Genomic DNA, 23,827 nt, shown 5'->3' on the forward strand with positions numbered 1-23,827 from the left:
GGGCCCCGGCTGAGGGTGCGGCTCGGGCCGCGGTGCCGGCGGCGGCTGAGGATCGGGTTCCGGCTGCGGCGGTGCAGGGGGCACCGGGTCCGGCCCGCCCGGAGCGGGTACGGGGCCGGGCAGCGGCCCGGGGTGGGGGCCAGGGCCCGGGCCCGGCGCCGGAGTGGGGGTGGGCGGTACGGGGTCGTTCGGTGGGGTGCCCGGTGCGGCGGCATCCTGGAGGGGCGGAGGTTGCGCTGGACCCGGTGTCGGCTCAGGCTCCGGGCCGGGTTCGGGTGCCGGGCGCTGTGCCTGGGGATCACTGGGCCACGGGCGGGTGGGAGGCGCCGGATCCGGATCGGAAGGAAGCTGCGGGACGTTATGGGTAGGCGGACCGGTCTTCGGATGCGTCATGGCTTCTCCCGTTGATCGTCAGGGGATAGGCGGTAGCGCCGGCCGGGCACGGTCGGTGGTGTCGTCATCGCTGGTCGTGTCCCGCCGGACGATGACGACCTGGCATGCGGCATGCGCGGCGTACTGCTGGCTGACCGAGCCCGGGAGCAGGCCGGCGAACCCGCCCAGCCTCCCGCTGCCCACGACCAACAGCTTCGCACCGGCCGATGCCCGATGCGCGCCTTCGCCGCGCCGGTATCGGCAGCAGCTTGCTCGCCCTGCCCACCGTGAGGAGTAGCCGGTCGTATGCCGTGGTCGACTGACAATCGCAACATGGTCAAGGCCCCCTAGAGCAAAGCCCGACCCCCCAAACGCTGGGGACCTTCCTGCCTAATCTGTCCCGATCACCGCAGCCGGCGACGCCAACCAACCTGCCACCCGCACACATGCACCGGCTCCTAGGACTTGTCCGGGCGATCAGGGTCGTAGCCAGATGACGAGGGCTGCCGCAAGCGGAGTGGCGACCGCCCGGTGCTCCTTCAAGCGGTTGATCGCTCGTTCGAAGTGGTTGCGTTTCTTGTACCGCTCGTCCCACGAGACAGAGCGATTGAGCCGTTGTGTTCGGATTTCTGCCCGGATTGGGGGCGTGGCTCGCACTGGCGCTTGAAGTCCAAGGGCGGTTCTGGGCCGTTGATAGGCGTTTGACCAGCCATTCAGAGTGGTCTGCATAGGGCACAGCAAACGCCACTGCTACCAAAGGCGATGTAACTGCCACATCGGATGATTCGAGGAGAACCATGGCCATCTTTACCGCCACCCTGGTAGCTCGCCACAGCGACAAGCTCGCATCCGTCCTCGCAGAGAGCACCGCCAACGGTGCCGAGGTCGTGCAATGGGACTACGTCCAGGGAAAGAAGAACCAAATCTGGAATCTCGAAGCAACGACGGGCGGCTACTACCTCGTCCGCGCGACCCACAGCAACAAGTGCCTGTCCGTACTCGCTGAAGACACGGCGGACGGTGCCCAGGTGGTCCAGTGGGACTACGTCCAGGGCAAGCAGAACCAGGAGTGGAAGCTCATCCAGCGGGACGACTACTACTACTTCTCGTTGGAGGCACGCCACAGCGGCAAGCTGCTGTCCGTGCTCGCCGCCGGCACGGCCAACGGCGACAAGCTCGTTCAGTGGGCTGACGAGAACAAGCCCAACCAGCACTTCCGCCTGGGCTAGGACCTGTTTGGCCGGTCACGTGCGGAGCCAGACGACGAGGGCTGCGGCGGTTGCGGTACCTAGGTCGACGTAGCAGCGCTTGTCGTGGCGGGTGGCCACGGCTCGGTGCTGCTTGAGTCTGTTGATGGCTCGTTCGACGGTGTTGCGTTTCCTGTACCGCTCTTCGTCGAAGCCCGGTGGCCGTCCGCCGTGTGAGCCTTTGCGCCGGCGGGCGGCCTGGCTGTCGGTCTTCTCCGGGACGGTGTGCCGGATAGCGCGTCGTCGCAGGTAGTCGCGGCAGGGCCCGTTGCTGTAGGCCTTGTCCGCGGCGAGGCTGTCCGGCTTCTTGCGGGGCCTGCCCGGCCCGAGCCGGGGGACGCGGATCTTCTCCAGCACCAGCTTGAACTGGGTGCGGTCCGCCCGCTGACCTGGTGTGACGACCAGGGACAGCGGGCGGCAGCGGCCGTCCGCGCTCAGGTGGAGCTTGGCGGTGAACCCGCCACGCGAACGGCCCAGACCCTCACCTCCAGCACCACCTCCACCAGGCGGGCGTGGATGCTCTGCCACGGCGTCTCGTCCTGGTGTTCTGCCGACACGTCCCCCTTTGAAGCGGGAGCCGGCGGCGGATCGGTGCGGGCACCGGCCGCGTGCTGATGAGCCCGCACGATCGCGGAGTCGACGGAGATGTCCCAGTCGATCTCTCCCGCTGCATCGGCCTCGGCCTGGACCTGCTGGAGCAGGCGTTCCCAGGTTCCGTCAGCCGACCACTGCCGGTGCCGTTCATAGACCGTCTTCCACGGTCCGAACCGTTGGGGCAGGTCGCGCCACTGCACGCCGGTCCGGGCCCGGTGCAGAATGCCGTCGATCACCTGCCGGTGGTCCCGCCACCTGCCACAACGCCTGTTGCTGACCGGCAGGAACGGCCGCAACCGTTCCCACTCGGCATCACTCAGATCACCCCGCCCCATGTCGACATCAACGACCCGGGCACAGAGCAGTCACATGATCGCCCGGACAAGTCCTAGTGCCGACGGCGGCGGTGCCGCGAGGGTGATAGGTACGCAGGCGCGATGAAGAGTAATGACGAGGAGACCCGCGGCGATGGCACGCCGACCGGGCTGCGGCGTGGCCGCGCGGGGCCGGCGCGGTGGCCTATGGCAGCGAAGAAGCACGATATGTGGGATCGCTCTACGATGAACAGGCAGTAGCCGAAGGGGCGGACGAGGAAGGCGGCAAGCGATGACCAGTGACGGCGGCGCACCGCGGCAGTCCTCAGCAGAAGTCCTGGTCACAGCCACCGAGTGCTCGGAGGAAGCCGCCCACGTCCTCGTGGACGTACTGGAGCGTGCCTTCCCGGCTTCGCCGGCGGCGCGCCCGGCCCGAGAGCCGGGGCCGGGCGCGAAGGCCACCGTGTGGAGCACGACCGTTGACGCCGCGGAGGTGCCCCGGACAGCGGATCCCATCCGGTTGAACGGAACCGTTCGTGTGGGGCTGCAAGGCAGCCCCCGCGCGGTGGACCGGGTCGTGGCCGCCCTCGCGGGCGCCTTCGTGGTCGACGGGACGGGAACGGTTGCGGGAGACCAGGAGAAGGAGACCGACCTGCTGATCCGCTCCGCGTGATCCCACCCGCTCCGTTCAGGGGCGAAAGCGCAGCGGCATGCGGCGCCGGATGCCGACGGCGCGCAGCTGACGGTCGTTGTCTCAGCTGCGAGAGCCGGAGCTGCGGGGCACGGCCGTGGGAACGGGCGTCGAAGGAACCGTGGGCGCCGAAGTCGTGGCCGCCGGTGTCGTCGAGGGGGTGCTAGAGATTGTGCGGCCGGTGCGGCTTCTTGGGCTCCTCGGTCTGCTGGGATTCGTACCCGGTGCGGGCGAGGTAGCGGTCCAGCAGCGCGGGGACGATCCCTGGCGGGCGAGCCGCGCGAGATCTACCCCTTCCTCGGCAGTTACCTGCTCGCGGAGGCGACGGACGAGGAGGGCGCCGACCTGGCTGTTCACGGGCACGCCCACCTCGGCACCGAACACGGCATGACGGCCGGCGGGATCCGGGTCCGCAACGTCGCCATGCCCGTCATCGACCGGGCCTTCGCCATATACCACGTCACCCCGAACGGACAGGTGCCCGCGGCGCGCGGGTCCGCTGCGGACGGGAGGTGAGCCGGACTGCCCCGTACCGCAACGGCCGCCGGACGGACGCTCCGGCCACAACCCCGCCCCCGGTAGCCCGGGTCACCGCGGTCGACGTCTCGTGGCGCGCTGTCGCAGTCACATTCGTGAACGCCCTGCGGCCCGGCTGCCCCTGCGCGTGCTCTACGGGGACTTCGCCTCCCGCACCCGGGGGCGGCGGTTCGACCTCGTCCTCGCCAACCCTCCCTACGTCCTCTCCCCGGACACCCTGCTGTCGACGGGCGGAGCCGAACGCGCAGGGGACACCGGTCCGACGGGACGTCTGATCACCGACAGGGTCTGCGCGACGGCCGACGCGATGCTGCGGCCCGGCGGCGTGCTGCTCATGGTGCACTCCGCGATGTGCGGCCCGCGGACGACGGTGCGGCGCCTGGAGCGGGCCGCGCTCTCCGCGAGGGTCGTCCTGCGGGCCTCCGTGCGGTGGGGGCCGGTGCTGCGTGGGTGTCGTGCCTGGCTGGAGAGCCGGGGCCTGGCCGGCGAGATCTCCGAGTGGGAAGAGTTGGTGATCATCCGTGCCCAGCGTGCCTGACCGTCCTCCCGCGTCCGCGTCGACGGCTTGCCCCGCCCGCCGGGTGACGGTCGAGGCGCGGGGCCCGGTCCTGAACGAGGGGCCGGTGGAGATCGTCCTGGAGGACGGCACGGTCGCCCGCTCCGACCGTTTCATGGTCGCCGTGTGCACCTGCTGCCGCACCTACCCCTGGTGCGACACCAGCCCCCGCCCCCGCCAACGGGGCACGCCTGCGCCGGGGGAGATCAGCTCAGGGCGGGCAGCACCCTTCTCGTGGTCCGCCGCGAGGAGCGGTTCGTTCCCAGGGCCGCTCTGCCCGACGTACACCGCTTCGAAGCCGCGTACACGTAGGCCCGTACGGCCGCCACGTGCTCGTCAACGTCGTCGTCGCAGGGGACGTTTTCGGAGACTTGGCGGCGCGTGACGAGCAGGCTGTGCGAAGTGCGCGCGGCTCATGAGGACGAACCCGTCCCCGATCCGGCCCGACGAGTTCCGCCGCCTTCGGCCTGAACATCGGGGGCGGGTTCACTCGCCGAACGCGGGTAGATGGCGGGGGTGAGCTATGTAAGCCCCGGCAAGGGGTACTCCCGTGACAGCCGGTACATCACGACCCGGATCACCGCCGACGGGCGCGACGGCTACCCGGTGGAGCCCGGCCGCTACCGCCTGGTGGTCAGCCGGGCCTGTCCTTGGGCGAGCCGGGCCGTGATCGTACGGCGGCTGCTCGGCCTGGAGCAGGCCCTCCCCATGGCCGTCGCCGGGCCCGTGCACGACGACCGCAGCTGGAGCTTCGACCTCGAACCCGGCGGGCGTGACCCGGTCCTCGGCATCGAGCGGCTCCAGGAGGCCTACCTGGCGCGCGACCCCGGCTACGACCGCGGCATCACGGTGCCGGCCATCGTCGACGTCCCGAGCGGGAAGGTCGTGACCAACGACTTCCCGCGGATCACGCTCGACATGTCCCTGGAGTGGACGCCGTACCACCGCCCCGGGGCGCCCACCCTCTACCCGCCCGCGCTGCGGCCGCACATCGACGCTGTGAACGAGGTGGTCTACCCAGACGTCAACAACGCCGTCTACCAAGCCGGGTTCGCCGGCAGTCAGGAGGCTTACGCCGAGGCATACGCGCGGCTGTTCGCCCGGCTGGACTGGCTGACCGTCCGGCTCGAACGGTCCCGCTACCTCGTCGGCGACACCATCACCGAAGCGGACGTCAGGCTGTTCACCACGCTCGTCCGCTTCGACGCGGTCTACCACGGCCACTTCAAATGCAACCGGCACAAGCTCACCGAGCTGCCGGTCCTCTGGGCGTACGCGCGGGACCTGTTCCAGACACCCGGCTTCGGTGACACCGTCGACTTCGACCACATCAAGCGGCACTACTACCTGGTGCACACCGACATCAACCCCACGGGAATCGTGCCGGCCGGCCCCGACCTGGCGGGCTGGCTCGCGCCGCACGGCCGCGCCGCCCTGGGCGGACGGCCGTTCGGCGCCGGTACCGCCCCCGGGCCGGTCGCTCCCGGGGAAGCGGTACCGGCCGGCCACACCCCGCTCGTCGCCTGAACCGACCCCTGCCGCCCGCCGACCGGCTCGCGTACGTTCTCGATGCTGCCGCAGTCGGAGGCCAGCTGCTTCTCGCGGTCCGGTAGGAACACGGTGCCCAGGCTGGCCTGCGCTCGACGGGGACGGTCTCCCTGGCCCCGTTGAGCTGGGTAGACGTCAGCCTCCCGGGCCCTCGCCGTGCGCGATGAACCGGGCCGCGAACTTCTCCCTGGCTCCCTCCCGGTCGGCCTCGACGCTCCGCATGCGGGGGAACGGTTCCTCCATGCTGCAGTGGTCCTTGAGGACCATCGCGACGACGTCCGGACCCTTGCCCTCGCCCGCCGCACCACTCACCTCTTCGATCGTCCGGCCCCTACCGAGGCGCTCGCTGCGGTGGCCACGTCCGGGGCGAGCCGCGGCGGAGCCCGGGCGATCGCCGTCGAGCTCGGGGGAGCCGACACCGTCGCCGGTCGACCGCGCCCGTCCCGGCATGAAAAGGGACGGCGAGGTCCTCGGCCCGGGGTTCGCCCAGGTGCTCACGGTAGGGGGCGGGTCGGCTGCGGCCGCCGGGTGAGCGGTCGTCGGACGGGTGTCAGGGCACGATGCGCCACACGGTGGTGATCGCCGCTCGGGTCTGCCTGTGGAGTGGTGTGTCGGGAGGGCCGGCGGAGTGGGCGCGGTCCTACGGTGCGCTCATGCCCGAGAAGCTCCCGGCCCACATCCGGTCCGCCGTGCTGGCCCCGGCTGAGGACGGGTGAGGCAGTCCAGCGGTGGCGGAGGATCGTGGGGGTCGCGGTCCGTGAGGTGGTGCGCCCGGCCCGGACCGATAGGGACCGGCACTCGCATTGGCGGGAGTGCACCCGGACGGTGTCGAGGCGGTGAGCATCGTCTGCTGCGCCGATTACGTGAGGCTCCTGGCCCTGGGCGCCCCACCCGGCCTGCGCTCCCAGATCCTCTTCGACGGCGGCGGACAGGCCAACACCCGGAGCGGCGAGCAGCCGACGTTCGCCGCCGCACGCGACGCGGCGGCCGACGCCACCACCAAGCGCGCGAAGCGCCGTTGCTCCCGGTTCACGCCGGAGCGCCGCCGTCAGTTCCCTGAGTGTCTGCGGGCCGGGAAGGCGACGACGAGGCCGCGGCCGAGGTCGGCATCACCATCGCGACGGTCTACCCTGTGCCGCCGCCGTGATGCCGGCTTCGCTGATGCCATAGACCGGGCCGCCGTCACCTGCAGCATCCCCCGGAAGCCGCCGGCGCCGCCACTCATACCGCGGCTATCCGGCCCGAGGCCGTCTACGACCGGCGCAAAAAGGCACCGACTTGGCGAAGCAGACCGACCGGCTGCGTGCGCAGCGCCTATGAGGAGACCTTCGAGACGAGTGGGAGCCGTAGTCGCGGTGTCGCCCACGGTGACCTGCGGGCCTGTACACATGTGCCGTCGAGGCTTGCGTGTTCCTCCCAGTCCCTCGACGAGACGAGGCCTGACGCATCCCCGTCAGCCTCGAAGGTCGGCGCCGCGCTGTGATCTGGTGGACGGACTCGTGTTCTTCGAGGCTGGGGGCGGCGGGCGGCGAAGTCATCGGTTTTGAGCACGTTGGCGTGTGGGGGAGTCGCGGCTGGGCATGCGGACGCCGGAGAGGTGGTGGGCCGCTCCGGCGTATGCGTGTGTGCTGTGTCGGGGGGGCTCCCCGGGGAGTGTTCCCGGGGCGCTATGGGTTGTGGGGTCTCACTTGCCGAGCTTTGCCTTGAGTTCGTCCTTGAGCTGGTCCTTGATGGTCTGCTTGTTCACCTGGCCGCCCGTGCCGGTGCCGTCGCCGCCTACGGCGGTGGCGTCGCCGGTGTTGATGGCGTCGGCGCTGGCGTTGCCGCCGGTGGCGTTGCCGGTGGTGACCTCGCAGCCGCCCTCACAGTTGCCGACGCCGGAGTTGGCGTTGCCGCCGGTGGCCTCGCCGCCAACGGTGGTGTTCTCGGCGTTGGCGTCGCCGCCGGTGCCAATTCCGTCGGCGCTGTCGTCCTGGAGGAGGCTGACGGCCTGCTGCGGGGCGGCGGTGGGTGCGGCCATGGCGGTCGCGGGGAGGGCGATGCCGCCGCCGACCAGTGCCAGGGAAGCTCCGGCCAGAACAATACGACGGGTCGGGAAACGCTCGAACATTGGAATTCTCCATTCGGCATGAATAAGGGTTTGTGAGCCGCCCCGCGGAATAGGCCGGGGAAATTCTTCGGCCTGCTGTTCTCCGGTGGGTTTCCCCGGTGAGGGCGTACTTCAAATAAACCCTGCGGGAGGGTGTGCGTCACGCCACTCGAATACGTGGCTTGACGCCAAGAGTCGATCTTGATAGATGGTCGGTGCGGACGGCCGCAGCGGCGGCCGTGCATGCCGGACCGAATCCCGGAATGTTCACTCCTCGCCGGTGGCGCAGGGTGAAGAGGCGGCCTACGGCACGGATACGGCGCCTGCGGTTGAGCCGGAGGAGTTCACTACGCAGGGGGATGCCGAGGTGTGGATCGGTGAGGTGTGGAAGGAGCTTCTCGACGGTGGCGCTGAGCAGGTGACGCTGTTCGAGGGCGACGCCCAGACCTACGTGATGAGCCTGCGTTCGGCAGCCGAGGCCTAGATCCTCGCGGCAGGCGCCGCTGACCAGCGCGGCAGTGCGGTCCGCTACCTTCGCCGGGAGGCGGCCCGCACTGCCGCGTTCACTCCTCGCCGAGATCCGGGCTCCACACCGTAGGCCCGCCGCCGCGCCACTCGATCAGCAGCGCATCGTCCAGGTGGACGTCGTCGGGGTCCAGGCCGACCCGCCGCAGGAGCTCGAGGAGGCCGCCTGGGCTCAGGGCGCGCCCGAGGATCTCGCCGTCGCAGCGGACGCGGCGCCCGCCCTGGGCGTCCGGCGGGTAGACGATCACGCGCACGGCGGGGCTCATCCCTCCACCCTGCCGCGCCCTGGTCACGCGAGCACGCCGAGGGCGGCATCGGGCCGGCCGTGCGGGCAGCTGGGTACTCCCTCGGCGAGGGCCCGGCACGCCTCTGCGCGGCTCATAGGTGCGCAGCGCTTTCGTGCATCCCAGCATTCCCCGGCACGTACACGGACCGGCAGCCGCCCCACGCCGATGCCGCGCTCGATCAGCCACTCGGGCGGCTCGGGCGGCGGCGTCGGCGCGCGGCGAGGGCCTCCCGCTCCTCCCCGGTGCTCAGTGCCCGCTCGACCCGGCCCAGCTCGGCCCGCAGGTACGTGACCACGATTCGCAGAGCCATGACAAAGAGGACCAACGAGGTCCGGCAGGAACGCAACACACTCCAACTCCAGCGGTTTCTACAGGTCGCGTGCGGCGCCATGACGGCGGACCTGGGGGCTGGGCGCGGCCTCGGCGTCCTGATCGATGCTCTCCTCGTGTGCCTTTTCCACGCCTCCGCCTTCATCCTTGACTCGCTCACCGGGCCTGGTCAGGTCCCAGCACCAGCACCTGTTCCGCCTCCCGGCTGGCGACAGCTGCTGCCGGCTGCCGGCTGCCGGCGGCCAGCGGCCTGCGGCGACGGGGCGCGATGGTCAGCAGAGTCGACGGGGCTGACGCGTCTGTGCGGTGGGTGTGCCGGGCTGCTGCCGTCGGGTCCATTGCCCGGGGGCGGCGGTACGAGCGCCGTCGTCGGGGGTTGGCCGGGCGGTCCCGGGTTCCCGGCGGGGAGGGGCCGGGAACCCGGGGCGTCCGGGTTCCGTACGGATCCGGGCGGCAGCCCGTCGTGCGGGCGGGCCGGCCGCATGGCGCCGGGGGAGGGGCGCCGTGCGGCTGAGGCCCGCTCCGGAAGGTCCCCACCTGAAGGCGGTAGCTTCCGGTAACCACGCGTGTATCCCGGCCGTCTTCCCCCAAACACTTTCCGCGCAGGAGTTCTGAGGAGACGTTAAGAGCTGCTGCGCTTACGCGACTTGCGATCGGAGCCGCAGCATCGGCATTCGGCAGGCAGGGGTGGACCCCGGATGCCACCGGCTCACCAGTGCGCAGCCGGGCCGGCACAGCAGACCGGATACGGGCTGGGACTTCTCGGCATGAGACCCCGCGAGATCCTCACCGACCAGCAGGAAGAACGCCTCTTCGAAGTCCGGCTCGGCTGCCCGGACATCACCCGGGCGTGCGACTTCGCCCGAGCCTTCACCGACCTGGGTCCGCAATGGCCGCGAGTCCCTCCTGCTCGAAAGGATCCGTCAAGCCGATCAACGCCCCCAATCCGATGAGCGGCTGCGCGGCGGAGTGGGGTTCGGCCCTGGCCCGGCGTCCCGTTGGCGGGTCAGACCCGGCGCCAGCAGGCCATAGTCCAGGAGAAGAGCCCGAACAGTACGAGCCCGGCGGCGACCGCCGCGAGGAGCCACGGGCCCGCCGGGGTCTGGGTGAACGTGCGCAGGGTGTCGTCGACGCCCTTCGCCTTCGCCGGGTCATAGCTCACCGCGGCGTGCACGAGGAAGGCGCCGGCCGAGGCGAAGACGGCGCCGCGCGCCACACCGCCCACCACGCCGAGGACCTCGACCGCAGTGCGGACCCCCTCGGGCTGCCGGTCCATCGCGAGGTGCTTGCGGAAGGTGCGCCGCGCCGCCTGCACGGCGATCACGACACCACCGACGGCGATCCCCACCCCGGCCGCCGCCACCCACCACGGGCCGCCGGGCACGTCGAGCGCCCGGCCCGTCACATCACGCGACTGCTCGTCGCCGGACTGCCCGCCGCCGGAGCCGGCGGCGAAGGACAGCACGGAGAACGCGACGACCCCGTAGAACGCGGCCCGGGCCGCCGCGGCCAGTCGCTTGCCGGCCTTGTCCCCGTCGGGACCGGCCGCGCCCAGGACAGCCTCCGACAGGCGCCACAGCGTCATAGAGGCCAGGCCGATGCCGACGGCCCACACGAGGACGCCGCCGAAGGGCTTCTCCACGAGCTCTTGCAACGCGCCCGTACGGTCAGCTTCCTCCCCGCCCGCGCTCTCACCGAACGCCACGCGCACCGCCAGCACACCGATGATCACGTACAGCAGGCCGCGCGCCACCAGCCCGCAGCGGGCCATCACGGCCCGACCCGCGCCGCCCTTGGAAGCGGCTTCCACACCCTCACGCGCCGTTTCGCCAGCCGTCATGCCCCGCGACTACCCCCGCGCCCCTGCTTCATACCCCACCCACACGGCCGCGGTCGCAGAGTCCCCGCCCTTCGGGGAATGGACGGATACACACCGTGCCTCCGCGCGGCAGGATTCTTACGTGCTGTGCCGTTGGGCAGCCAGCGGGGCCTTCCTCGGGGCCGTGCAGGCTCAGTCCGGGCTGCATGGAGGGCCGGGGGCCGGCATGGCGACGACGAAGGCTGCGGCCGAGGTCGGCATCACAACCGCGGCCGTCTATCAGCGTCGCCGACGCGATGGCGGCTTCGCTGCTGCCATGCACCAGGCCGCTGCCACCCGCAGTAGCCCGGAATCCGCACACGCCGCCACCGACGTGCCGTGGACGGCGTTCTACGAGCACCTCGCCGCCAATGGCGCGGTCTGGCAGGCGGCCCTCGCCGCGGGCATCCGGCCCGAAGCCATCCACGACCGGCGGCGCGGGCGCTGCAGCGATGGACGGCGATCTGCTCCTCGCGGCGCAGCGCCGCCCCCCAGCAGCGGCATCCGTATCGCATTTCTACCGGTGTGGGGGATTAGGGTAGTTCGGCGCCATGAAGGTTCAGCCGTTGCAGGAGCTGGGGCCGGTGGAGCACGGCGATGCCTTCGAGGAGGTCGGGGTGGCGCAGCAAGGCGGCGGCTTCGCTGTCGAGGGCGCTGGGGTGTGTCAGGCGTTGCAGGCTGCCGGTTTCGGCGTGGTGCTCGGTGGCGGCCAGGGCCTGGTGGGCGCGTGTGGCCAGGGCGGGCTCGGCCAGGAGGCAGGCTGCCCAGCTGACGACGGTTTCATCCACCCAGGTGCGCCAGGCGGTGTCGGTGTCTTCGGGGTGCGGTTCGCATCCGGTGAGCCAGTCCAGCCGGTGAGATCCGCTGGGGGCGAGGAGGTGGAGCAACTGGACGTCCATGCTGGTCGGATAGCACAGGGCTGCCGCAAGCGCGGTGGCCTGGCGGGCCTGGGCCTCTGCCAGCGCGCGGCTGAGTGCGCCCGTCGGGGGCTGGTAGGCCGTCGTAAGCCAGCGGGCAGAGGCGGCTATGAGCGCAGTCAGGTCGGCGGGCACGGGCGATCGGTCCTTTGGGAACGAGCTCACCCAGGCTGCTGACCGGGGGAGCTGTCTGTACGGAGCCGCTCTGCCCCGCTCGTGACCGCCCAGTGTAGGCCGCCGACGCGCCCTGAGACGTGACCTGCCTCATGCCGCCGACTGGGGGTGCGTGGGGCGGCCGCATGCGCGCGGCCGCCTCACGCCGCTGATCCCGGCTGCCGGACCGGTCAGGACTTTCCGCGGCCGGTGACGAAGTCGCGGGCGCGGTCGACCAGACCGACACCCGGCGCGAGGAGTTTGTTCGCCGGCGGGGTGGCGGGCGCGGAGGGGTGCGGGCGGGTCGGAGCCATGGCCTTGGCCCGCCGCACCTTGTCCCCGAGACCATCGAGCGTCTCGGCAGAGCAGGTACGCCGCATCATCGGGAAGAGATTGTTCTCCTCGTCCTGGACGTGGGCGGCGACCTCCTCCATGAGCTGCTGCAGCAGCGGGCTCATCTGCGGATCGTCGGTCTTCATCTTCTCCAGCTGCTTGAGGATCTTCTCGACCCGGCCGTGGTCCTCGATCTCCTTGTCCGCCATACGGTCACCGCCCTCGAGGTGCTCGCGGGCCGCCGGATACAGGTACTGCTCCTCGGCGACCGAGTGCCGCACCAGCTCGATGGTGACCTCGTCGACCAGGTCCCGCAGTTCCTGCCCCCCACCGGTCATGGCCTGGATCCGGGCGAAGATCTCCTCGACCTCCCGGTGGTCCGCCATCAGCTCCTCGAGCACATTCCCGCCATGTCCCATCACCCATCCGCCTCTCACTGGTTGCTGTCAGGACCGGGTTCATCCCGCCCGGTCAACAGTGATCCCCCCACAGCGGGGCATGAGAGCCAGCCCCGACGCATCCCCATCCGATCGGAGACCCTCGCCGGTCCGAATGGCTCCCCTGCTCCGCCCCGCGCCGACCCCGCGCCGCACCGGTCCCGCGCCGCGCGGAGCGGGCGGCCAGCCCGCTCCGGCGCCTCCCATGCCTCGTACGGCGCTCATCGTGATCGACACGATCAATACGTACGCATACGAGGACGCCGAGACCCTGGTCCCGTCCGTCCGAGAGGCACTTCCCAGGATCACGACGCTGTTGAAGCGCGCCCGCGCCAGTGAGTCGCCCGTCGTCTACGCGAAAGGCAATTTTGGGGAGTGGCGCACTCACCACGGCGAAACCCTGGGGACCGCCCTCGCCGGCCGCCACAAGAACCTGGTGGAGCCGATCGCCCCCGACGAGAACTCGCTCTTCGTGGTCAAGGCTCGGGACGTGATCGCCAACGCGGTGCAGCAGCTGCAGGGCGACGTCGGCGTTGAATCATTGGTGGCGATCGTGGGCCTGGTCGTCGCGGTGTGGTCGGCCTCCGGCAACATCGAGGCGTTTCACGGCTCGGGGCTGCGTCAGCGAGGCGGGCGACCCCCACAGCATGCCGGTGAAGAGCCGGGGCAAGCGCGCGGAGAAGCAGCGCATGGGCTCCGGCGACCAGGGCTTGCACGACCTTGGGCCCCGAGGCCGGTCTCGGCGTCCCAGCCTAACCAAGGGCGATTCCGCCGCTAAGGGGGCATACCCCCAGGACTCGCCCGGCCGGCGCAGCGCCCGGTAGTGGTCACGGTCGAGCACGGTTGATCAGGTCTGGCCTCACGGGCCCACTGAGCGGCGCCGCCGCCCATGTCGGTCTCCCCTGCGCGAGTGAGGTGCCGAGGGCGGGGCAGGCAGAACAGGAAGGGCGGCAGGCTCGCTGTCGTGCCCTGCTGCCCCGTCGACCCCGTGTGCAACGAGACCTGTCATGCACAGGGCCCCGTCGGAGCCTGAAACTCCGGATCGTGTGCCGGAGAAACGCGACGCTGTCACACCTGACCTGCCGCCCGTCGGCCCGAGCGCTCCCGACCGCCCGGACGCCATGGCCGGACGGCCCCGGCGCGACGGCCCCGAGAAGGGCAGGAGCGAGGAGGAGGTCGAGCAGCCCGCTCCCGGCCCGGGCAACGCCAAGCCCCAAGAGCCGACCGACTGACCCGCGCCCGGGGGTACGCGCCACCGCGCACCGAAGGCGGCGACGGCGCTGCGACTCCCTGGCCTGCGCCGCAGGCGCTCATTAGTTCGGCGATGAGTAGGAACCTGTCGTCACCGGCGGTGCGTATGTCGCCGCTGCCTCGCCCCAGCACCTGCTCCATCGCGACGACGATGCCTGACGGGGCGCCTCAGCTCACGCAGACGTGGGTTGACAGCGACGGCGAGCACGTTCGATCCGCGGGTGGCCATCGCGTTCGAGGACCCTGCGGAGCCCTCCGCCTCCGGCGTGGCACGTTCGTGCCCGCATGCGGCGTCGGGGACGAAGGTCGGGATACGCATGCGACGAGCGGTCTGGCCGAGGAAGAGCGTCCGGTGAAGGTCCTGCCCTACTTCCGCGACGTGGCCGATCATCTGCACCGCACCGACACCGAGGTCCGGACGCTCGACGAACTGCTCAACTCGGTTCTCGACGCACAGCGGGCCCGAGTCGGCACCTGGCAGAACGATGACATGCGGCGCATCTCCGCCTGGGCCGCGATCTTCTCGGTCCCCACCATGGTCGCCGGTGTCTACGGAATGAACTTCGAGCACATGCCGGAGCTCGGCTGGCGCTTCGGCTACCCACTCGCCGTAGGCCTCATGGCGATGGCGTCAGGCTGCCTGTATCGCGCCTTCCGTCGCAACGGCTGGCTCTAGAAGAACGGCTCCGGGAGCTGCGTGCGGCGCGAGGGAATCTGTTTCGGATTGCTGTACGGGCATGAGTGGCGCTGCGGTGGAAAGCCGCCGGGTATGACACCCCTACCGGACCGAGGCCAGGGCAGCGACCGCGCCGAAACCGAGCGGAATGCCGTCGCGGGCCCGAGCGAGCTGGTCGAGGAGCGGGCCCCGGATCAGCCCTCGGAGCTGCCCGCACGCTCCTGGAAAGCAGTCCTGCGCGGCACGGTCAAGGAGTTCCAGAACGATGAGCTGGCCGACCGCGCCGCGGCGCTGACCTACTACGGGGTACTTGCGCTCTTCCCCGCCCTGCTGGTCCTCGTGTCCCTGTTGGGCCTGGCCGGTGAGTCGACGACCGCGCGGCTGTTGGACAACGTGCAGCAGCTGACGCCCGGTTCCGCCCGGGGCGTGATCAGAGACGCGGTCGAGCAGCTGCAGGGCCGTAGCGGCGTCGGGTCGCTGATGGCGGTCGTAGGCCTCGTCGTGGCGCTGTGGTCAGCCTCGGGCTACGTGGCCGCTTTCATCCGCTCCGCTAACGCCGTCTACGACGTGCCCGAGGGCCGCCCGGTGTGGAAGGTGCTGCCGCTGCGCCTGGCGCTCACCGTCACGCTGATGGTCCTCGCCTGCGCCGGCGCGCTGATAGTCGTCTTCACCGGCGGCCTGGCGCGGCGGGCGGGCACCGCCCTGGGGATCGGCGACAGTGCGCTTACGGTGTGGTCGATCGCGAAGTGGCCGGTCCTGGTGCTCCTCGTCACCATCATGATCGCGCTCCTGTACTGGGCGGCGCCGAACGCCACGGGCCGCGGATTCAGGTGGGTGACACCGGGTAGCTTCCTGGCCCTGGTGATCTGGATGGCCGCCTCGGCCGGCTTCGCGTTCTACGTCGCGAACTTCGCCTCGTACAACAAGACGTACGGCACGGTCGCGGGTGTGATCGTCTTCCTGGTTTGGCTGTGGATCACCAACCTTGCGATCCTCCTCGGGCTCGAGTTCGACGCGGAATTGGCCCGCCAGCGGGCGATCGCCGGAGGGCTGCCCGAAGACGAGGAACCCTATGTCCGGCCCCGGGAAACCCGCGCCTGGAGCGACCAGGACCGCCGCCGCATGGAGAAGTGATCGCGTAGGGACGCTCGGCCGGCAGGAGCGAACGGCTGGAACATCCCGCCGTTCTGCTCTTGTGCCGCTGCGTGCCAGAAGTACCTGCTCGTGGCGCGTGCAAGCGGCACGACCGCGGGGGCATCGTCCCGGGCGGCCTGGTGGCCCAGCTCGCCGAACTCGTCGTCCGCGACCACTGGAAGATCGAGGCCCTGCACCATGCCCGCGACACCACCTTCACCGAGGACGCCGCCGGCTACGGACCGGCAACGCGCCAAGTGCGATGGCCACCTGGCGCAACCTCGCCATCGGCGCCCTCCGAACGCCCGGGGTGAAGAACATCGCGGCCAGCCTCTTCTGTTTGTCGTGCAGGCGGGTGGTGTCAGTGTGAGATGTCAGCTTCGGGCGTGCCCATGCCGGTGGCGGGGTCGTTGGTGGGCGCGTGACGAGCAAACCGAAGGATCCCGTGGCCAGAGCCGCCTACCTCGGGCGGCAGCGTGCGGCGAAGCTCCAGGCCTGGGCGGTGTGGAAGTCCGAGGCTCGGCCGGGCCTGCGCCGGCACGCGGAGGCGGTAGAGCAGTGCGCATTGTGTGCGCTGGACCCGCAATCGGTAGCGGGCGCTTTCATGGGCGCCGCCTTCGGCCAGCCCCAGCGGGAGCCCTTCATCAACAAGCGGGACAAGCGCCGCTACCACGAGATCAAGGACCAGCAGCCGGACCGGGGCGCGGCCGCAGCGCGGTTCGCGGCGGCGTTCCGGTCCGTGCACCGGCACGGGCCCTCCACCCGGCAGCTCTGCGAGGCTCTGGGCTGGGACCGGGAATCCCGGGCCGTGCACGCCTACATCGTCAACCGGCTGCTGGCGAACGGCTGGCTGACGGCGACCCCGCCCGTCCCGTGGAGCCTGCGCCCCGACATTGCCAACCCGGCTGTCGCCCTGCTCCTCGGTCTGGACGTGCCGGCCACGCCTGGCCCGCGCCGCTCGGACCGCGCTCTGGTCCCGCTCGCCTCGCATCGGCCGGACTGACCTTGCCCCGGAGCCTGTCGCAGCGTCTGTCACGCGGCCCGTCACCTGGGCGGGTTGAGCGGGTCAGCCAGTTCGTATGGAACGGGGGCACGCCCTGACAGGGCCCGCTAGGGTCTGCTGCAATCCGCGCCGATATGGCGTGCGCGGGCGAGGCCCGGTGCCAGATGCGCTCTGGGGGCGGTACCACCGGGCCGCCCCCCTCGGCGACCTGCGGACCGGCGGCAGCTGATCGAAGCGGCTCGGCCGAAACGGGCCGATGGGGAGCCGCGAGGTGTTCCGCTTGACCGGCACCTTGGGTCGCGAGGAACCCGCTCGAGGTCGGCGTCGGCGCGGGCGAGCTGGCTTTCGTGAGCGGGAGTCTTCGGACTGCTGAACTATCGCAACTATGATAGTTGGGGTAGGTTGGGGGGATGGAGCCGAAGACGTACACGACGATCGACCTCCGCAAGCAGATGGGCGAGATCCTCGACCGCACCCGGATCGCGGGTGAGCCAGCTGCGATCACCCGCAAGGGCAAGACCCTGGCCTACCTTGTGCCCGCCGAATGGTTCGAGCAGTACATGGCGCACCGCCCGCCGGCCTCCGGCGCCGACCAGGACGCGGCTTGAAAAGGGCCGGACCGCAGGCAGACCAGGAGTCCCATCGCCATGACAGCGCAGCCCATTCGCTTTGACGGACCCGGCGGCGAGAAGCCCCGCAGGGTGCCGCCGATGCCCGAGCGCACCCCCCAGGCTCTGCGCCTGGCCATCCAGGAACACGCCCCGCATCTACTGCCGGACTTCGAGGCCCACTGGCGCCGCGCGATCGGCGACGCCTTCAACCTCACCCCGGTGCCGGCCTTCATGCGCCTGTGGTGGACGCAGTACGCCATCGCCCGCGACCCCGGCCTGGAAGCACACCTGCGCGACCTCGAAGCCCGCGCCGCGAAGTCCGAGGACCCCCAGGAGTCGGCCCAGCTCCTGGCCGAGTACAGCCGGCTGCGCCGGCAGGCGGCCGCCGTGGAGCCCGGCCGGTGACAGATGAGCTCCCACGCCCGCCCTGGAAGATGGACTGGACGGCAGAGGCGCTCCAGCAATTCGAGAACATGCCCGAGGACGGCAAGCAGCTGTTCCTGGCGGCACGCGCCGAGCTGATCACAGCCTCAGACCCCTACTACCGGGGCATCGACGCCGACGTGTCCCTGCCGCACTGGATCACCGTGCGCCCGCTGGCCTCGACCAGCCCCGGCGGCCCGCACATCGCTGACCTCGCCGGCGGCCGCGGCTGGCTCATCTTCACCTTCATCCGCCGCCACGCCGACCCCCAGATCACGGTCACCGACGCGTTCTGGGCCTGATCGCAAGTCGCAGCGGCCTATGTGATGACTGCCGCCTGAACTGCGGATATGTGAAAGCCCCCATCATGGCGGTGAGGGCATCACGCTCGGCGGGACGGACACGGACGGGAACGTTCAACCGCTCTGCCGTCCGTGCCGCCGCGGCGGGACCTAGACGGAGCGGCTGATCCATCGGTAGGTCCGCGAGTGTTTCCCCGATGGCGTGGTCCGGATGCCTTACCGCACGATGCTGGCGAAGGTGTGGCGGGAGATGTTCGGGCTGGGCGGCGGCCGCCAGTGTTACGTCGGCTCGGCGGCCGCGGCTGCCGCACGGGCCTCCGGTCGACACCCTGTGACGGGCGGGGGAGCATGAACTCGAGGGCTGCCCTGTCCTGTGCCCCTCCCCCTCCCCGATGGGAGAACTCTCATGTACCGACGCACCCGGCGCGCCGTAGTCACGTCCGTGCTCGTCTCCTCGGTCGTATGCGGCGGTGCCGTCGTCTTCGCACCGGCCGCTGGCGCGGCAGTTCCGGCCGCCAGCTGTACGGTCACGCCGGGGCCGAACGACACGTACGTCGTGATCACCGGCGAGGGGTTCACGGGACCCCGCAAGCTCAACGACGGCGAGAGCACCGTGGACCTGGCGATAGGCCCGGACGGAACCTTCCGCGTGCAGCGCTTCCAGAAGAACGTCGACTACACGGTCCTCGCGGTCAACGAGGACCAGAACTTCATCTTCGTGAACTGCAAGAAGGTGGGCTCGGCGGCGACACCGAAGCCTCAGAACCCGCAGAACACGCCCCCGGTCCAGCCGGGTTCCCGGCGGGACATTGCTCAGGGCCGCGAGGCCGGCACCCAGGCGGGCGCCGCGGCGGCCAAGAAGAGCTGCGAGACCAAGCCGGTGGCGGACAAGTCCGGCCAGCAGCACAGCGACGCCTACTGGCAGGCCTGGACCCAGGCGGCCAACCGCGCCTTCAACCGGGTCTGCAACGGCAGGTGAGCCGCTTCACCCCGAGCCGCAGAGCTGCGGCGACAAGAACGCTCGCCTCGCCTCCTGCCTGTTCCCCCTCACGGCGCCCGGAGGCAGCACGCAGCTCCCGTTCAGACCCGGCAGTCACTGCGGCTTCCGAGCGCACGCGAACGCAGCCGGCCTGGTACCCGGCTACAAAAGGATCGTGAAGCGGCGTCCCTGCCAGGGGTGTCCGGGTTTGGTGGGGGTGAGGTGCTACCTCGGCCATCGTGATTTCCCCCGTCAGGCTGCCGCTCGCCCCGTGCACCCGCGGGTCGAACCGCAGTGACATCAGCCCGGCAGCCGCCAGCCCTGCGGCAAGCCACGTAAAAGCCGCCCTCTTGCCTGATGACGCCCGCACCGAGTACCAGCTCAACCAGACCGGACGCCGTTACCCTCCGGCTCCATCACGGTTCCGGCAAGCCCCGTACCGTCCAACGACCGGAACCGGACATCCCATTCAGAAGGCATACCCCACGGTGGGGAGCGCCTCGTCCCTCTGTCAGTTCTTGTCGCGGGTCTGTCAATCGAGCGGGTCTGTCCCGTAGTCGGTGGTGACGCCGGGTAGCTGTCCTTGATCATGAATTTGTGATGGATCTCAAGTCCCTGCTGGGGACGGTGTTTTCCGGTCTGTCGGCGCTGGTCGTCGAGGATGTGGCGGACGGCGGTGACGCGGTGGTGGTCACGGCTCGCACCCGGACTGTGGCGGTGCCGTGTCCGGTGTGCGGGACCCCGACAGCGAAGGGGCACGGCACAAGACGTACGGCACGGTCGCGGGTGTGATCGTCTTCCTGGTTTGGCTGTGGATCACCAACCTTGCGATCCTCCTCGGGCTCGAGTTCGACGCGGAACTGGCCCGCCAGCGGGCGATCGCCGGAGGGCTGCCCGAAGACGAGGAACCCTATGTCCGGCCCCGGGAAACCCGCGCCTGGAGCGACCAGGACCGCCGCCGCATGGAGAAGTGATCGCGTAGGGACGCTCGGCCGGCAGGAGCGAACGGCTGGAACATCCCGCAGTTCTGCTCTTGCGCCGCTGAGTGCCAGAAGTACCTGCTCGTCGCGTGGGTGCTCGTTCATTTACCGGGTAGGCGCGCCACGACAACAGCGTGCGCATCGTGAAGGGGAGACTCCGCATGAGCACGATGGAGCGGCAGACCCACAGCACCGATGAATCCGTGAGCGTGCTGGTCTCGCGCGCCTCCCAGCAAATTTCGGAACTGGTCCGCGAGGAGATGCAGCTGGCTCGGGCAGAAATGACTCATAAAGGGAAACGCTTCGGGAGGGGCGGCGGCCTCTTCGGCGCGGCGGGCCTGATCGGAATCCTGGCAGCCCAGGCCCTGGTAGCGACCTGCATCGCAGCCCTCGCGTTGATACTCCCGGTGTGGGCGTCGGCCCTGATCCTCACGGCGGTGCTCGCGGTGGTTGCCGCAGTGACCGCAATGGCAGGAAAGAAGCAGATCGCCGAGGCGGGCGCCCCCGTACCGGAGCAGACCATCGACAGCGTCAAGGCTGACCTGACCGAGATCAAGGAGAAAGCGCACCGATGACCAACGAACCCCGAACCAATATCGGCACGCCCACCCCCGACGAGCTGCGCGAGCAGGTCGAGCACACCCGCGACGAGCTCGGGCAGACCATCGAGGCACTGGCCGCCAAGGCCGACATCAAGGCGCAGGCGAAGGAGAAGACAGCCGCCGTCAAGGAACAGGCCGCCGAGAAGACCGCCCTGGTCGCCGACCAGATCCAGCATGCCGCGCAGCTGGTGAAGGACACAACACCCGATCCGGTCCTCCACAAGGCTGGCCAGGTTGCGACGGTGGCACGTGCCAACCGTAAGCCGCTGCTCGTTGCCGGCGTTGCTCTGCTCGTCCTCCTGATGGTGCGGCGCAGCCGCCGAAGCCGATGAAAGCGTCCAAGGTCGCCTACAAACCGGTCGGGCTGGCCCTCGGCGCTGTCAGCGGCTTGATCGCGGGGGCCGCGTTCAAGCAGGTCTGGAAGATCGTCGAAGGCGACGGCGACGCTCCCAGTGCCACGGACGAAGATCGCTCCTGGCGGCAGATCCTGGTCGCCGCCGCCATCCAGGGCGCGATCTTCGCAGTGGTCAAGGCCGCTGTCGATCGCTCGGGCGCTGTGGCCACCCGTCGCGTGACGGGCACCTGGCCGGGGTGACCCGCAGCGATATCGGCCCCTTCCCGCGCAGACCGGCACGGTCACACCACCGGGGCAGGGACGTGACGCCTTGGTCGGGGGAGGTCCGGTGCGCGGTGCCCCCGATGGCCGACGCCCGTGCTGGCATTCCAGGTAGATGGCCGGTAAGCCCGGCGATTGCGGGTAGGCGCGAGCCATTATTCCTACCGAAACTCTCGCGGCCGAAGGCCAAGGAGCGCTTTTTCTCATTCGCCGGCGTGGTGGTGGTCCAGGGCTGATGCGTTCTCAGGTTGTGAGATGAAGTAGCTCGCATGCGTGGGCAGGGTGTGACTGGTAGTGGTCACGCGGACCGAACCGTACGCGGACGTATCAGCCACCGTGCACGAAGCAGGGCCAGAGCGCCCGGGTAGGTCGCTCACCCGTTGGCCGTGGCCGTGCCGGTCATCGTCCCCAGCCATTCGGGGGATACGCGGGCCGCATCCGGCGCGTTTCCCGCCCCGCCGGGGCATCCCTTGGTGGAACGAAAGGGAGACATGATGCCGCTCTATCTATCGAGGTTCAGCTACACACCGGAGACTTGGGCGAGGCTGATCGTCCACCCCGAGGACCGCGCAAAGGCTGCTCAGTCGTACATCGAGTCCGTTGGCGGGAAGCTCCACGGCTTCTGGTACGCCTTCGGCACGCACGACGGCTACAACCTGTGGGAGGCCCCCGACAACGTGTCCATGGCCGCGGTTGCGCTGGCGATTAGCGGAGGCGGCGCGCTTAGCTCGTTCGAGACGACAGTTCTCCTGACCGTCGATGAAACCATGGATGCCCTGCGCAAAGCCGAACGAGTCCGGTACCGGGCGCCGGGCGCGTAGCGGTCTGGTGGTGGTCGCCCTTTTGATCGGCGCGTTCTGGTACGGCAGCCGACGCAGCGCGCGACGCCGGGCCCCTGCCCGGCCGACCGAGCAGAATCCCGTGGCGCAGCGGCGCGAGGACTCTTGGCAGACGCCGGACGACGACGCTGGCGACCAAGGGCCCCGCGTGTGCATGGGCGTTTCAAAGTCCTAGTGATCATGTGAGTCCGCAGGCCACAGTCGCATGAGTAGTCCGAGCCGGCCCGTCACGGATGCAACGAAGCTCCGGTTGAAGGGGGTGACCTTCCCAAGTCGCCCTGAACCGCCGGAGCTTCGATGTGTCGCCAGTCTGCCACCGTATGTCTCGTCAAGTCGCCTGCTCTGGAGGGCGTCGCGGAGCTCTCGCTGATGGAGCGGCTGCGAGAACTGCCTGATCCGCGCCGACGACGTGGAGTGCGTCACCCGTTCGTGGCGGTGCTGATGGTTGCCGCGTCGGCTGTGATCGCCGGCGGCTCGCTTGTATGCGGCGATTGGCCAGTGGTCCGCGAGTGCTCCGCAGCACGCCCTGGCCCGGCTCGGCGCCCGCGTGACGGGCGAGCTCGGGGTACGTGTCGCGCCGAGCGCCGCCACGATCCGGCGGGTCATCGGCCTGGTCTGCCCCGGCGGCCAGGCCGACCTGACCGGCGCTTGTCCCGGAGGCGCGGACTCGGTGGCCGTGGACGGCAAGGCCGTCCGCGGCTCACGGCACGGCCAGACCCCCGCCGCCCACCTCCTGGCCGCGAGGACCGGCGACGGCCGCACCGTCACCCAGCTGCGAGTTCCCGACAGACCAACGAAATCACGTGCTTCGCCGCCCTGCTGCAGCCCTACGACCTGAGCGGCGTCACCGTCACGGCCGACGCCCTGCACACTCAGCGCGACCACGCCCGCTACCTGGTGGAAGAGAAGAACGCGCACTACCTGCTGGTGGTCAAGGCCAACCAGCCCGGACTGCACCGCGGACTCCGCGCGCTGCCATGGAAAGAGGTCACCGCACGCCGCTACGACCGCGAGATGAGCCACGGTCGCAAGGAAACCCGTGCGACCAGGGTCCTCACCATCACCGGCCTCGGTCTCGACTTCCCTCACGCCGTCCAGGCCGTGCGAGTCCTGCGCCACCGCACCGACCTCAAGAGCGGAAAGTGCAGCCGCCAGACCATCTACGCGATCACGGACCTGACCTCACAGCAAGCCTCGCCCCAGCGGCTCAGCCGACTCGCCAGGTCACAGTGGACGATCGAGAACCGGCTCCGCTTCGTCCGCGACACCACTTTCGGCGAGGACGCCTCCAAGATCCGCACCGGACACGGGCCCGAGAACATGGCCACCTTGCGCAACCTGGCGATCAACACCCTCCGGCAGCACGGGCACCACAACATCGCCGCCGGCCTCCGCCACGCCTCCTACGACCCGTTCAACCGGCCGCTGGACCTGCTGGACATCCCCTGACCAGGAGGTCCACGTGAGCACCACGACTTTGAAACGCCCCTGCCCGCGTGTGAGCCTGCCCGCTGCGATCCGGGAGCGACGAGACGCGCCGCCGCAGCGAAGACCGCTCGAATAACTGGGAGCGGGGTGTCAGATATTGCCGTGCTCTGTAGCCATCGCGGATTCGGCGGCCTG

The 23,827-nt window shown here is 70.1% G+C and carries 32 protein-coding genes and 4 pseudogenes; 26 read left to right on the top strand and 10 right to left on the bottom strand.

The annotated features are described in order from the left end of the window. Positions 1–411 precede the first annotated feature (411 nt). Complete coding sequence (locus OHT74_RS40200; RefSeq protein WP_328623492.1) at positions 412–699, bottom strand: universal stress protein; 288 nt, start codon at positions 697–699, stop codon at positions 412–414. A 470-nt stretch (positions 700–1,169) separates the two neighbouring features. Between OHT74_RS40200 and OHT74_RS40205 the strand changes: the two genes are divergently transcribed. Beyond that, complete coding sequence (locus OHT74_RS40205; protein ID WP_328623136.1) at positions 1,170–1,601, top strand: RICIN domain-containing protein; 432 nt, start codon at positions 1,170–1,172, stop codon at positions 1,599–1,601. Positions 1,602–1,616: 15 nt separating this feature from the next. Here OHT74_RS40205 and OHT74_RS40210 read toward each other — a convergent pair. Continuing rightward, positions 1,617–2,548, bottom strand: a protein-coding gene (locus OHT74_RS40210; protein ID WP_443047665.1) for an IS5 family transposase whose coding sequence is annotated in 2 segments (ribosomal slippage) — positions 1,617–2,168 and positions 2,171–2,548 — 930 coding nt in all. Because the reading frame shifts where the segments join, the coding sequence is not laid out codon by codon here. A 271-nt stretch (positions 2,549–2,819) separates the two neighbouring features. Between OHT74_RS40210 and OHT74_RS40215 the strand changes: the two genes are divergently transcribed. From OHT74_RS40215 to OHT74_RS40235, 5 genes and pseudogenes are all read left to right on the top strand, one after another. Then, on the top strand, positions 2,820–3,200 hold the full coding sequence (locus tag OHT74_RS40215) for a hypothetical protein (protein ID WP_266659396.1): 381 nt from the start codon (positions 2,820–2,822) through the stop codon (positions 3,198–3,200). Between the two features lie 279 nt (positions 3,201–3,479). Further along, positions 3,480–3,734 (top strand): annotated as a pseudogene (locus OHT74_RS40220) (metallophosphoesterase); the annotation flags it as partial. 148 nt (positions 3,735–3,882) lie between these two features. Continuing rightward, positions 3,883–4,293 carry a methyltransferase gene (locus OHT74_RS40225; protein ID WP_328623137.1) on the top strand — a complete coding sequence of 137 codons (411 nt, stop codon included), beginning with the start codon at positions 3,883–3,885 and terminating at the stop codon, positions 4,291–4,293. A 43-nt stretch (positions 4,294–4,336) separates the two neighbouring features. Beyond that, positions 4,337–4,696, top strand: a complete 360-nt coding sequence (locus OHT74_RS40230) for a CDGSH iron-sulfur domain-containing protein (RefSeq protein WP_328623493.1) — start codon at positions 4,337–4,339, stop codon at positions 4,694–4,696. A gap of 131 nt (positions 4,697–4,827) precedes the next feature. Further along, positions 4,828–5,838, top strand: coding sequence for a glutathione S-transferase family protein (locus tag OHT74_RS40235; protein ID WP_328623138.1), 1,011 nt, complete (start codon positions 4,828–4,830; stop codon positions 5,836–5,838). A 156-nt stretch (positions 5,839–5,994) separates the two neighbouring features. Here OHT74_RS40235 and OHT74_RS40240 read toward each other — a convergent pair whose 3' ends face one another. Both OHT74_RS40240 and OHT74_RS40245 read right to left on the bottom strand, forming a co-directional pair. Further along, a complete protein-coding gene (locus OHT74_RS40240) occupies positions 5,995–6,171 on the bottom strand; it encodes a hypothetical protein (RefSeq protein ID WP_266659394.1) in 177 nt (58 codons plus the stop codon). Positions 6,172–7,543: 1,372 nt separating this feature from the next. Beyond that, positions 7,544–7,969 carry a hypothetical protein gene (locus OHT74_RS40245; protein WP_328622764.1) on the bottom strand — a complete coding sequence of 142 codons (426 nt, stop codon included), beginning with the start codon at positions 7,967–7,969 and terminating at the stop codon, positions 7,544–7,546. A gap of 259 nt (positions 7,970–8,228) precedes the next feature. Between OHT74_RS40245 and OHT74_RS40250 the strand changes: the two genes are divergently transcribed. Beyond that, positions 8,229–8,432, top strand: a complete 204-nt coding sequence (locus tag OHT74_RS40250; RefSeq protein ID WP_328622765.1) for a hypothetical protein — start codon at positions 8,229–8,231, stop codon at positions 8,430–8,432. A gap of 79 nt (positions 8,433–8,511) precedes the next feature. Here OHT74_RS40250 and OHT74_RS40255 read toward each other — a convergent pair whose 3' ends face one another. From OHT74_RS40255 to OHT74_RS40280, 6 genes are all read right to left on the bottom strand, one after another. Then, positions 8,512–8,739 (bottom strand): hypothetical protein, encoded by a 228-nt coding sequence (locus OHT74_RS40255; RefSeq protein WP_328623139.1) that lies wholly within the window; start codon positions 8,737–8,739, stop codon positions 8,512–8,514. A 23-nt stretch (positions 8,740–8,762) separates the two neighbouring features. Next, complete coding sequence (locus tag OHT74_RS40260; RefSeq protein WP_328623140.1) at positions 8,763–8,921, bottom strand: DUF6233 domain-containing protein; 159 nt, start codon at positions 8,919–8,921, stop codon at positions 8,763–8,765. Between the two features lie 17 nt (positions 8,922–8,938). Beyond that, positions 8,939–9,070, bottom strand: coding sequence for a hypothetical protein (locus OHT74_RS40265; protein WP_266659388.1), 132 nt, complete (start codon positions 9,068–9,070; stop codon positions 8,939–8,941). A gap of 1,026 nt (positions 9,071–10,096) precedes the next feature. Continuing rightward, positions 10,097–10,930, bottom strand: coding sequence for a DUF1206 domain-containing protein (locus OHT74_RS40270; RefSeq protein WP_266659386.1), 834 nt, complete (start codon positions 10,928–10,930; stop codon positions 10,097–10,099). A gap of 551 nt (positions 10,931–11,481) precedes the next feature. Next, on the bottom strand, positions 11,482–12,000 hold the full coding sequence (locus OHT74_RS40275; RefSeq protein WP_266659382.1) for a hypothetical protein: 519 nt from the start codon (positions 11,998–12,000) through the stop codon (positions 11,482–11,484). A gap of 209 nt (positions 12,001–12,209) precedes the next feature. After that, positions 12,210–12,770 (bottom strand): hemerythrin domain-containing protein, encoded by a 561-nt coding sequence (locus OHT74_RS40280; RefSeq protein ID WP_266659380.1) that lies wholly within the window; start codon positions 12,768–12,770, stop codon positions 12,210–12,212. 244 nt (positions 12,771–13,014) lie between these two features. On the opposite strand from OHT74_RS40280, the gene OHT74_RS40285 reads away from it, so the two are divergent. From OHT74_RS40285 to OHT74_RS40370, 19 genes and pseudogenes are all read left to right on the top strand, one after another. Next, positions 13,015–13,566: a hypothetical protein gene (locus OHT74_RS40285; RefSeq protein ID WP_443047666.1), complete on the top strand. Its 552-nt coding sequence runs from the start codon at positions 13,015–13,017 to the stop codon at positions 13,564–13,566. A gap of 268 nt (positions 13,567–13,834) precedes the next feature. After that, positions 13,835–14,020 carry a hypothetical protein gene (locus OHT74_RS40290; RefSeq protein WP_328623142.1) on the top strand — a complete coding sequence of 62 codons (186 nt, stop codon included), beginning with the start codon at positions 13,835–13,837 and terminating at the stop codon, positions 14,018–14,020. Between the two features lie 368 nt (positions 14,021–14,388). After that, a pseudogene (locus tag OHT74_RS40295) lies at positions 14,389–14,715 on the top strand (CorA family divalent cation transporter); the annotation flags it as partial. 93 nt (positions 14,716–14,808) lie between these two features. After that, positions 14,809–15,849 (top strand): YihY/virulence factor BrkB family protein, encoded by a 1,041-nt coding sequence (locus OHT74_RS40300; RefSeq protein ID WP_328623143.1) that lies wholly within the window; start codon positions 14,809–14,811, stop codon positions 15,847–15,849. A gap of 71 nt (positions 15,850–15,920) precedes the next feature. Continuing rightward, positions 15,921–16,163 carry a hypothetical protein gene (locus OHT74_RS40305; RefSeq protein WP_328623144.1) on the top strand — a complete coding sequence of 81 codons (243 nt, stop codon included), beginning with the start codon at positions 15,921–15,923 and terminating at the stop codon, positions 16,161–16,163. Between the two features lie 107 nt (positions 16,164–16,270). Further along, positions 16,271–16,852: a hypothetical protein gene (locus tag OHT74_RS40310; RefSeq protein WP_328623145.1), complete on the top strand. Its 582-nt coding sequence runs from the start codon at positions 16,271–16,273 to the stop codon at positions 16,850–16,852. Positions 16,853–17,262: 410 nt separating this feature from the next. Next, positions 17,263–17,460 (top strand): type II toxin-antitoxin system prevent-host-death family antitoxin, encoded by a 198-nt coding sequence (locus OHT74_RS40315; protein WP_266659371.1) that lies wholly within the window; start codon positions 17,263–17,265, stop codon positions 17,458–17,460. A 39-nt stretch (positions 17,461–17,499) separates the two neighbouring features. After that, positions 17,500–17,868 (top strand): DUF6247 family protein, encoded by a 369-nt coding sequence (locus OHT74_RS40320; RefSeq protein WP_328623146.1) that lies wholly within the window; start codon positions 17,500–17,502, stop codon positions 17,866–17,868. Then, the gene (locus OHT74_RS40325; protein WP_328623147.1) at positions 17,865–18,188 is read left to right on the top strand and encodes a hypothetical protein; all 324 of its coding nucleotides are present in this window, start codon (positions 17,865–17,867) and stop codon (positions 18,186–18,188) included. The genes OHT74_RS40320 and OHT74_RS40325 overlap by 4 nt, the downstream gene beginning before the upstream one ends. 406 nt (positions 18,189–18,594) lie before the next feature. Continuing rightward, entirely contained in the window at positions 18,595–19,167 is a 573-nt protein-coding gene (locus OHT74_RS40330) for a hypothetical protein (protein ID WP_328623148.1), read from the top strand. A gap of 600 nt (positions 19,168–19,767) precedes the next feature. Next, positions 19,768–19,929 (top strand): annotated as a pseudogene (locus tag OHT74_RS42335) (ISL3 family transposase); the annotation flags it as partial. After that, positions 19,920–20,141, top strand: a pseudogene (locus OHT74_RS40335) (YhjD/YihY/BrkB family envelope integrity protein); the annotation flags it as partial. The pseudogenes OHT74_RS42335 and OHT74_RS40335, both read left to right, overlap by 10 nt. 167 nt (positions 20,142–20,308) lie before the next feature. Next, a complete protein-coding gene (locus tag OHT74_RS40340) occupies positions 20,309–20,722 on the top strand; it encodes a phage holin family protein (protein WP_328623149.1) in 414 nt (137 codons plus the stop codon). Then, a complete protein-coding gene (locus OHT74_RS40345) occupies positions 20,719–21,081 on the top strand; it encodes a DUF3618 domain-containing protein (protein WP_328623150.1) in 363 nt (120 codons plus the stop codon). Before OHT74_RS40340 ends, OHT74_RS40345 begins: the two co-directional genes overlap by 4 nt. Then, positions 21,078–21,344 (top strand): DUF4235 domain-containing protein, encoded by a 267-nt coding sequence (locus OHT74_RS40350; RefSeq protein WP_266674791.1) that lies wholly within the window; start codon positions 21,078–21,080, stop codon positions 21,342–21,344. Before OHT74_RS40345 ends, OHT74_RS40350 begins: the two co-directional genes overlap by 4 nt. 515 nt (positions 21,345–21,859) lie before the next feature. Further along, positions 21,860–22,186, top strand: a complete 327-nt coding sequence (locus tag OHT74_RS40355; protein ID WP_323139699.1) for a GYD domain-containing protein — start codon at positions 21,860–21,862, stop codon at positions 22,184–22,186. Continuing rightward, positions 22,137–22,379, top strand: coding sequence for a DUF6479 family protein (locus tag OHT74_RS40360; protein WP_266674787.1), 243 nt, complete (start codon positions 22,137–22,139; stop codon positions 22,377–22,379). Before OHT74_RS40355 ends, OHT74_RS40360 begins: the two co-directional genes overlap by 50 nt. Positions 22,380–22,682: 303 nt before the next feature. Then, positions 22,683–23,042, top strand: coding sequence for a hypothetical protein (locus OHT74_RS40365; RefSeq protein WP_328623511.1), 360 nt, complete (start codon positions 22,683–22,685; stop codon positions 23,040–23,042). Continuing rightward, positions 23,039–23,653 carry an ISAs1 family transposase gene (locus tag OHT74_RS40370; RefSeq protein WP_328623494.1) on the top strand — a complete coding sequence of 205 codons (615 nt, stop codon included), beginning with the start codon at positions 23,039–23,041 and terminating at the stop codon, positions 23,651–23,653. Before OHT74_RS40365 ends, OHT74_RS40370 begins: the two co-directional genes overlap by 4 nt. Positions 23,654–23,827: the final 174 nt, after the last annotated feature.

It is taken from the genome of Streptomyces sp. NBC_00354 (genome assembly GCF_036106915.1).
Lineage (GTDB): Bacteria > Actinomycetota > Actinomycetes > Streptomycetales > Streptomycetaceae > Streptomyces.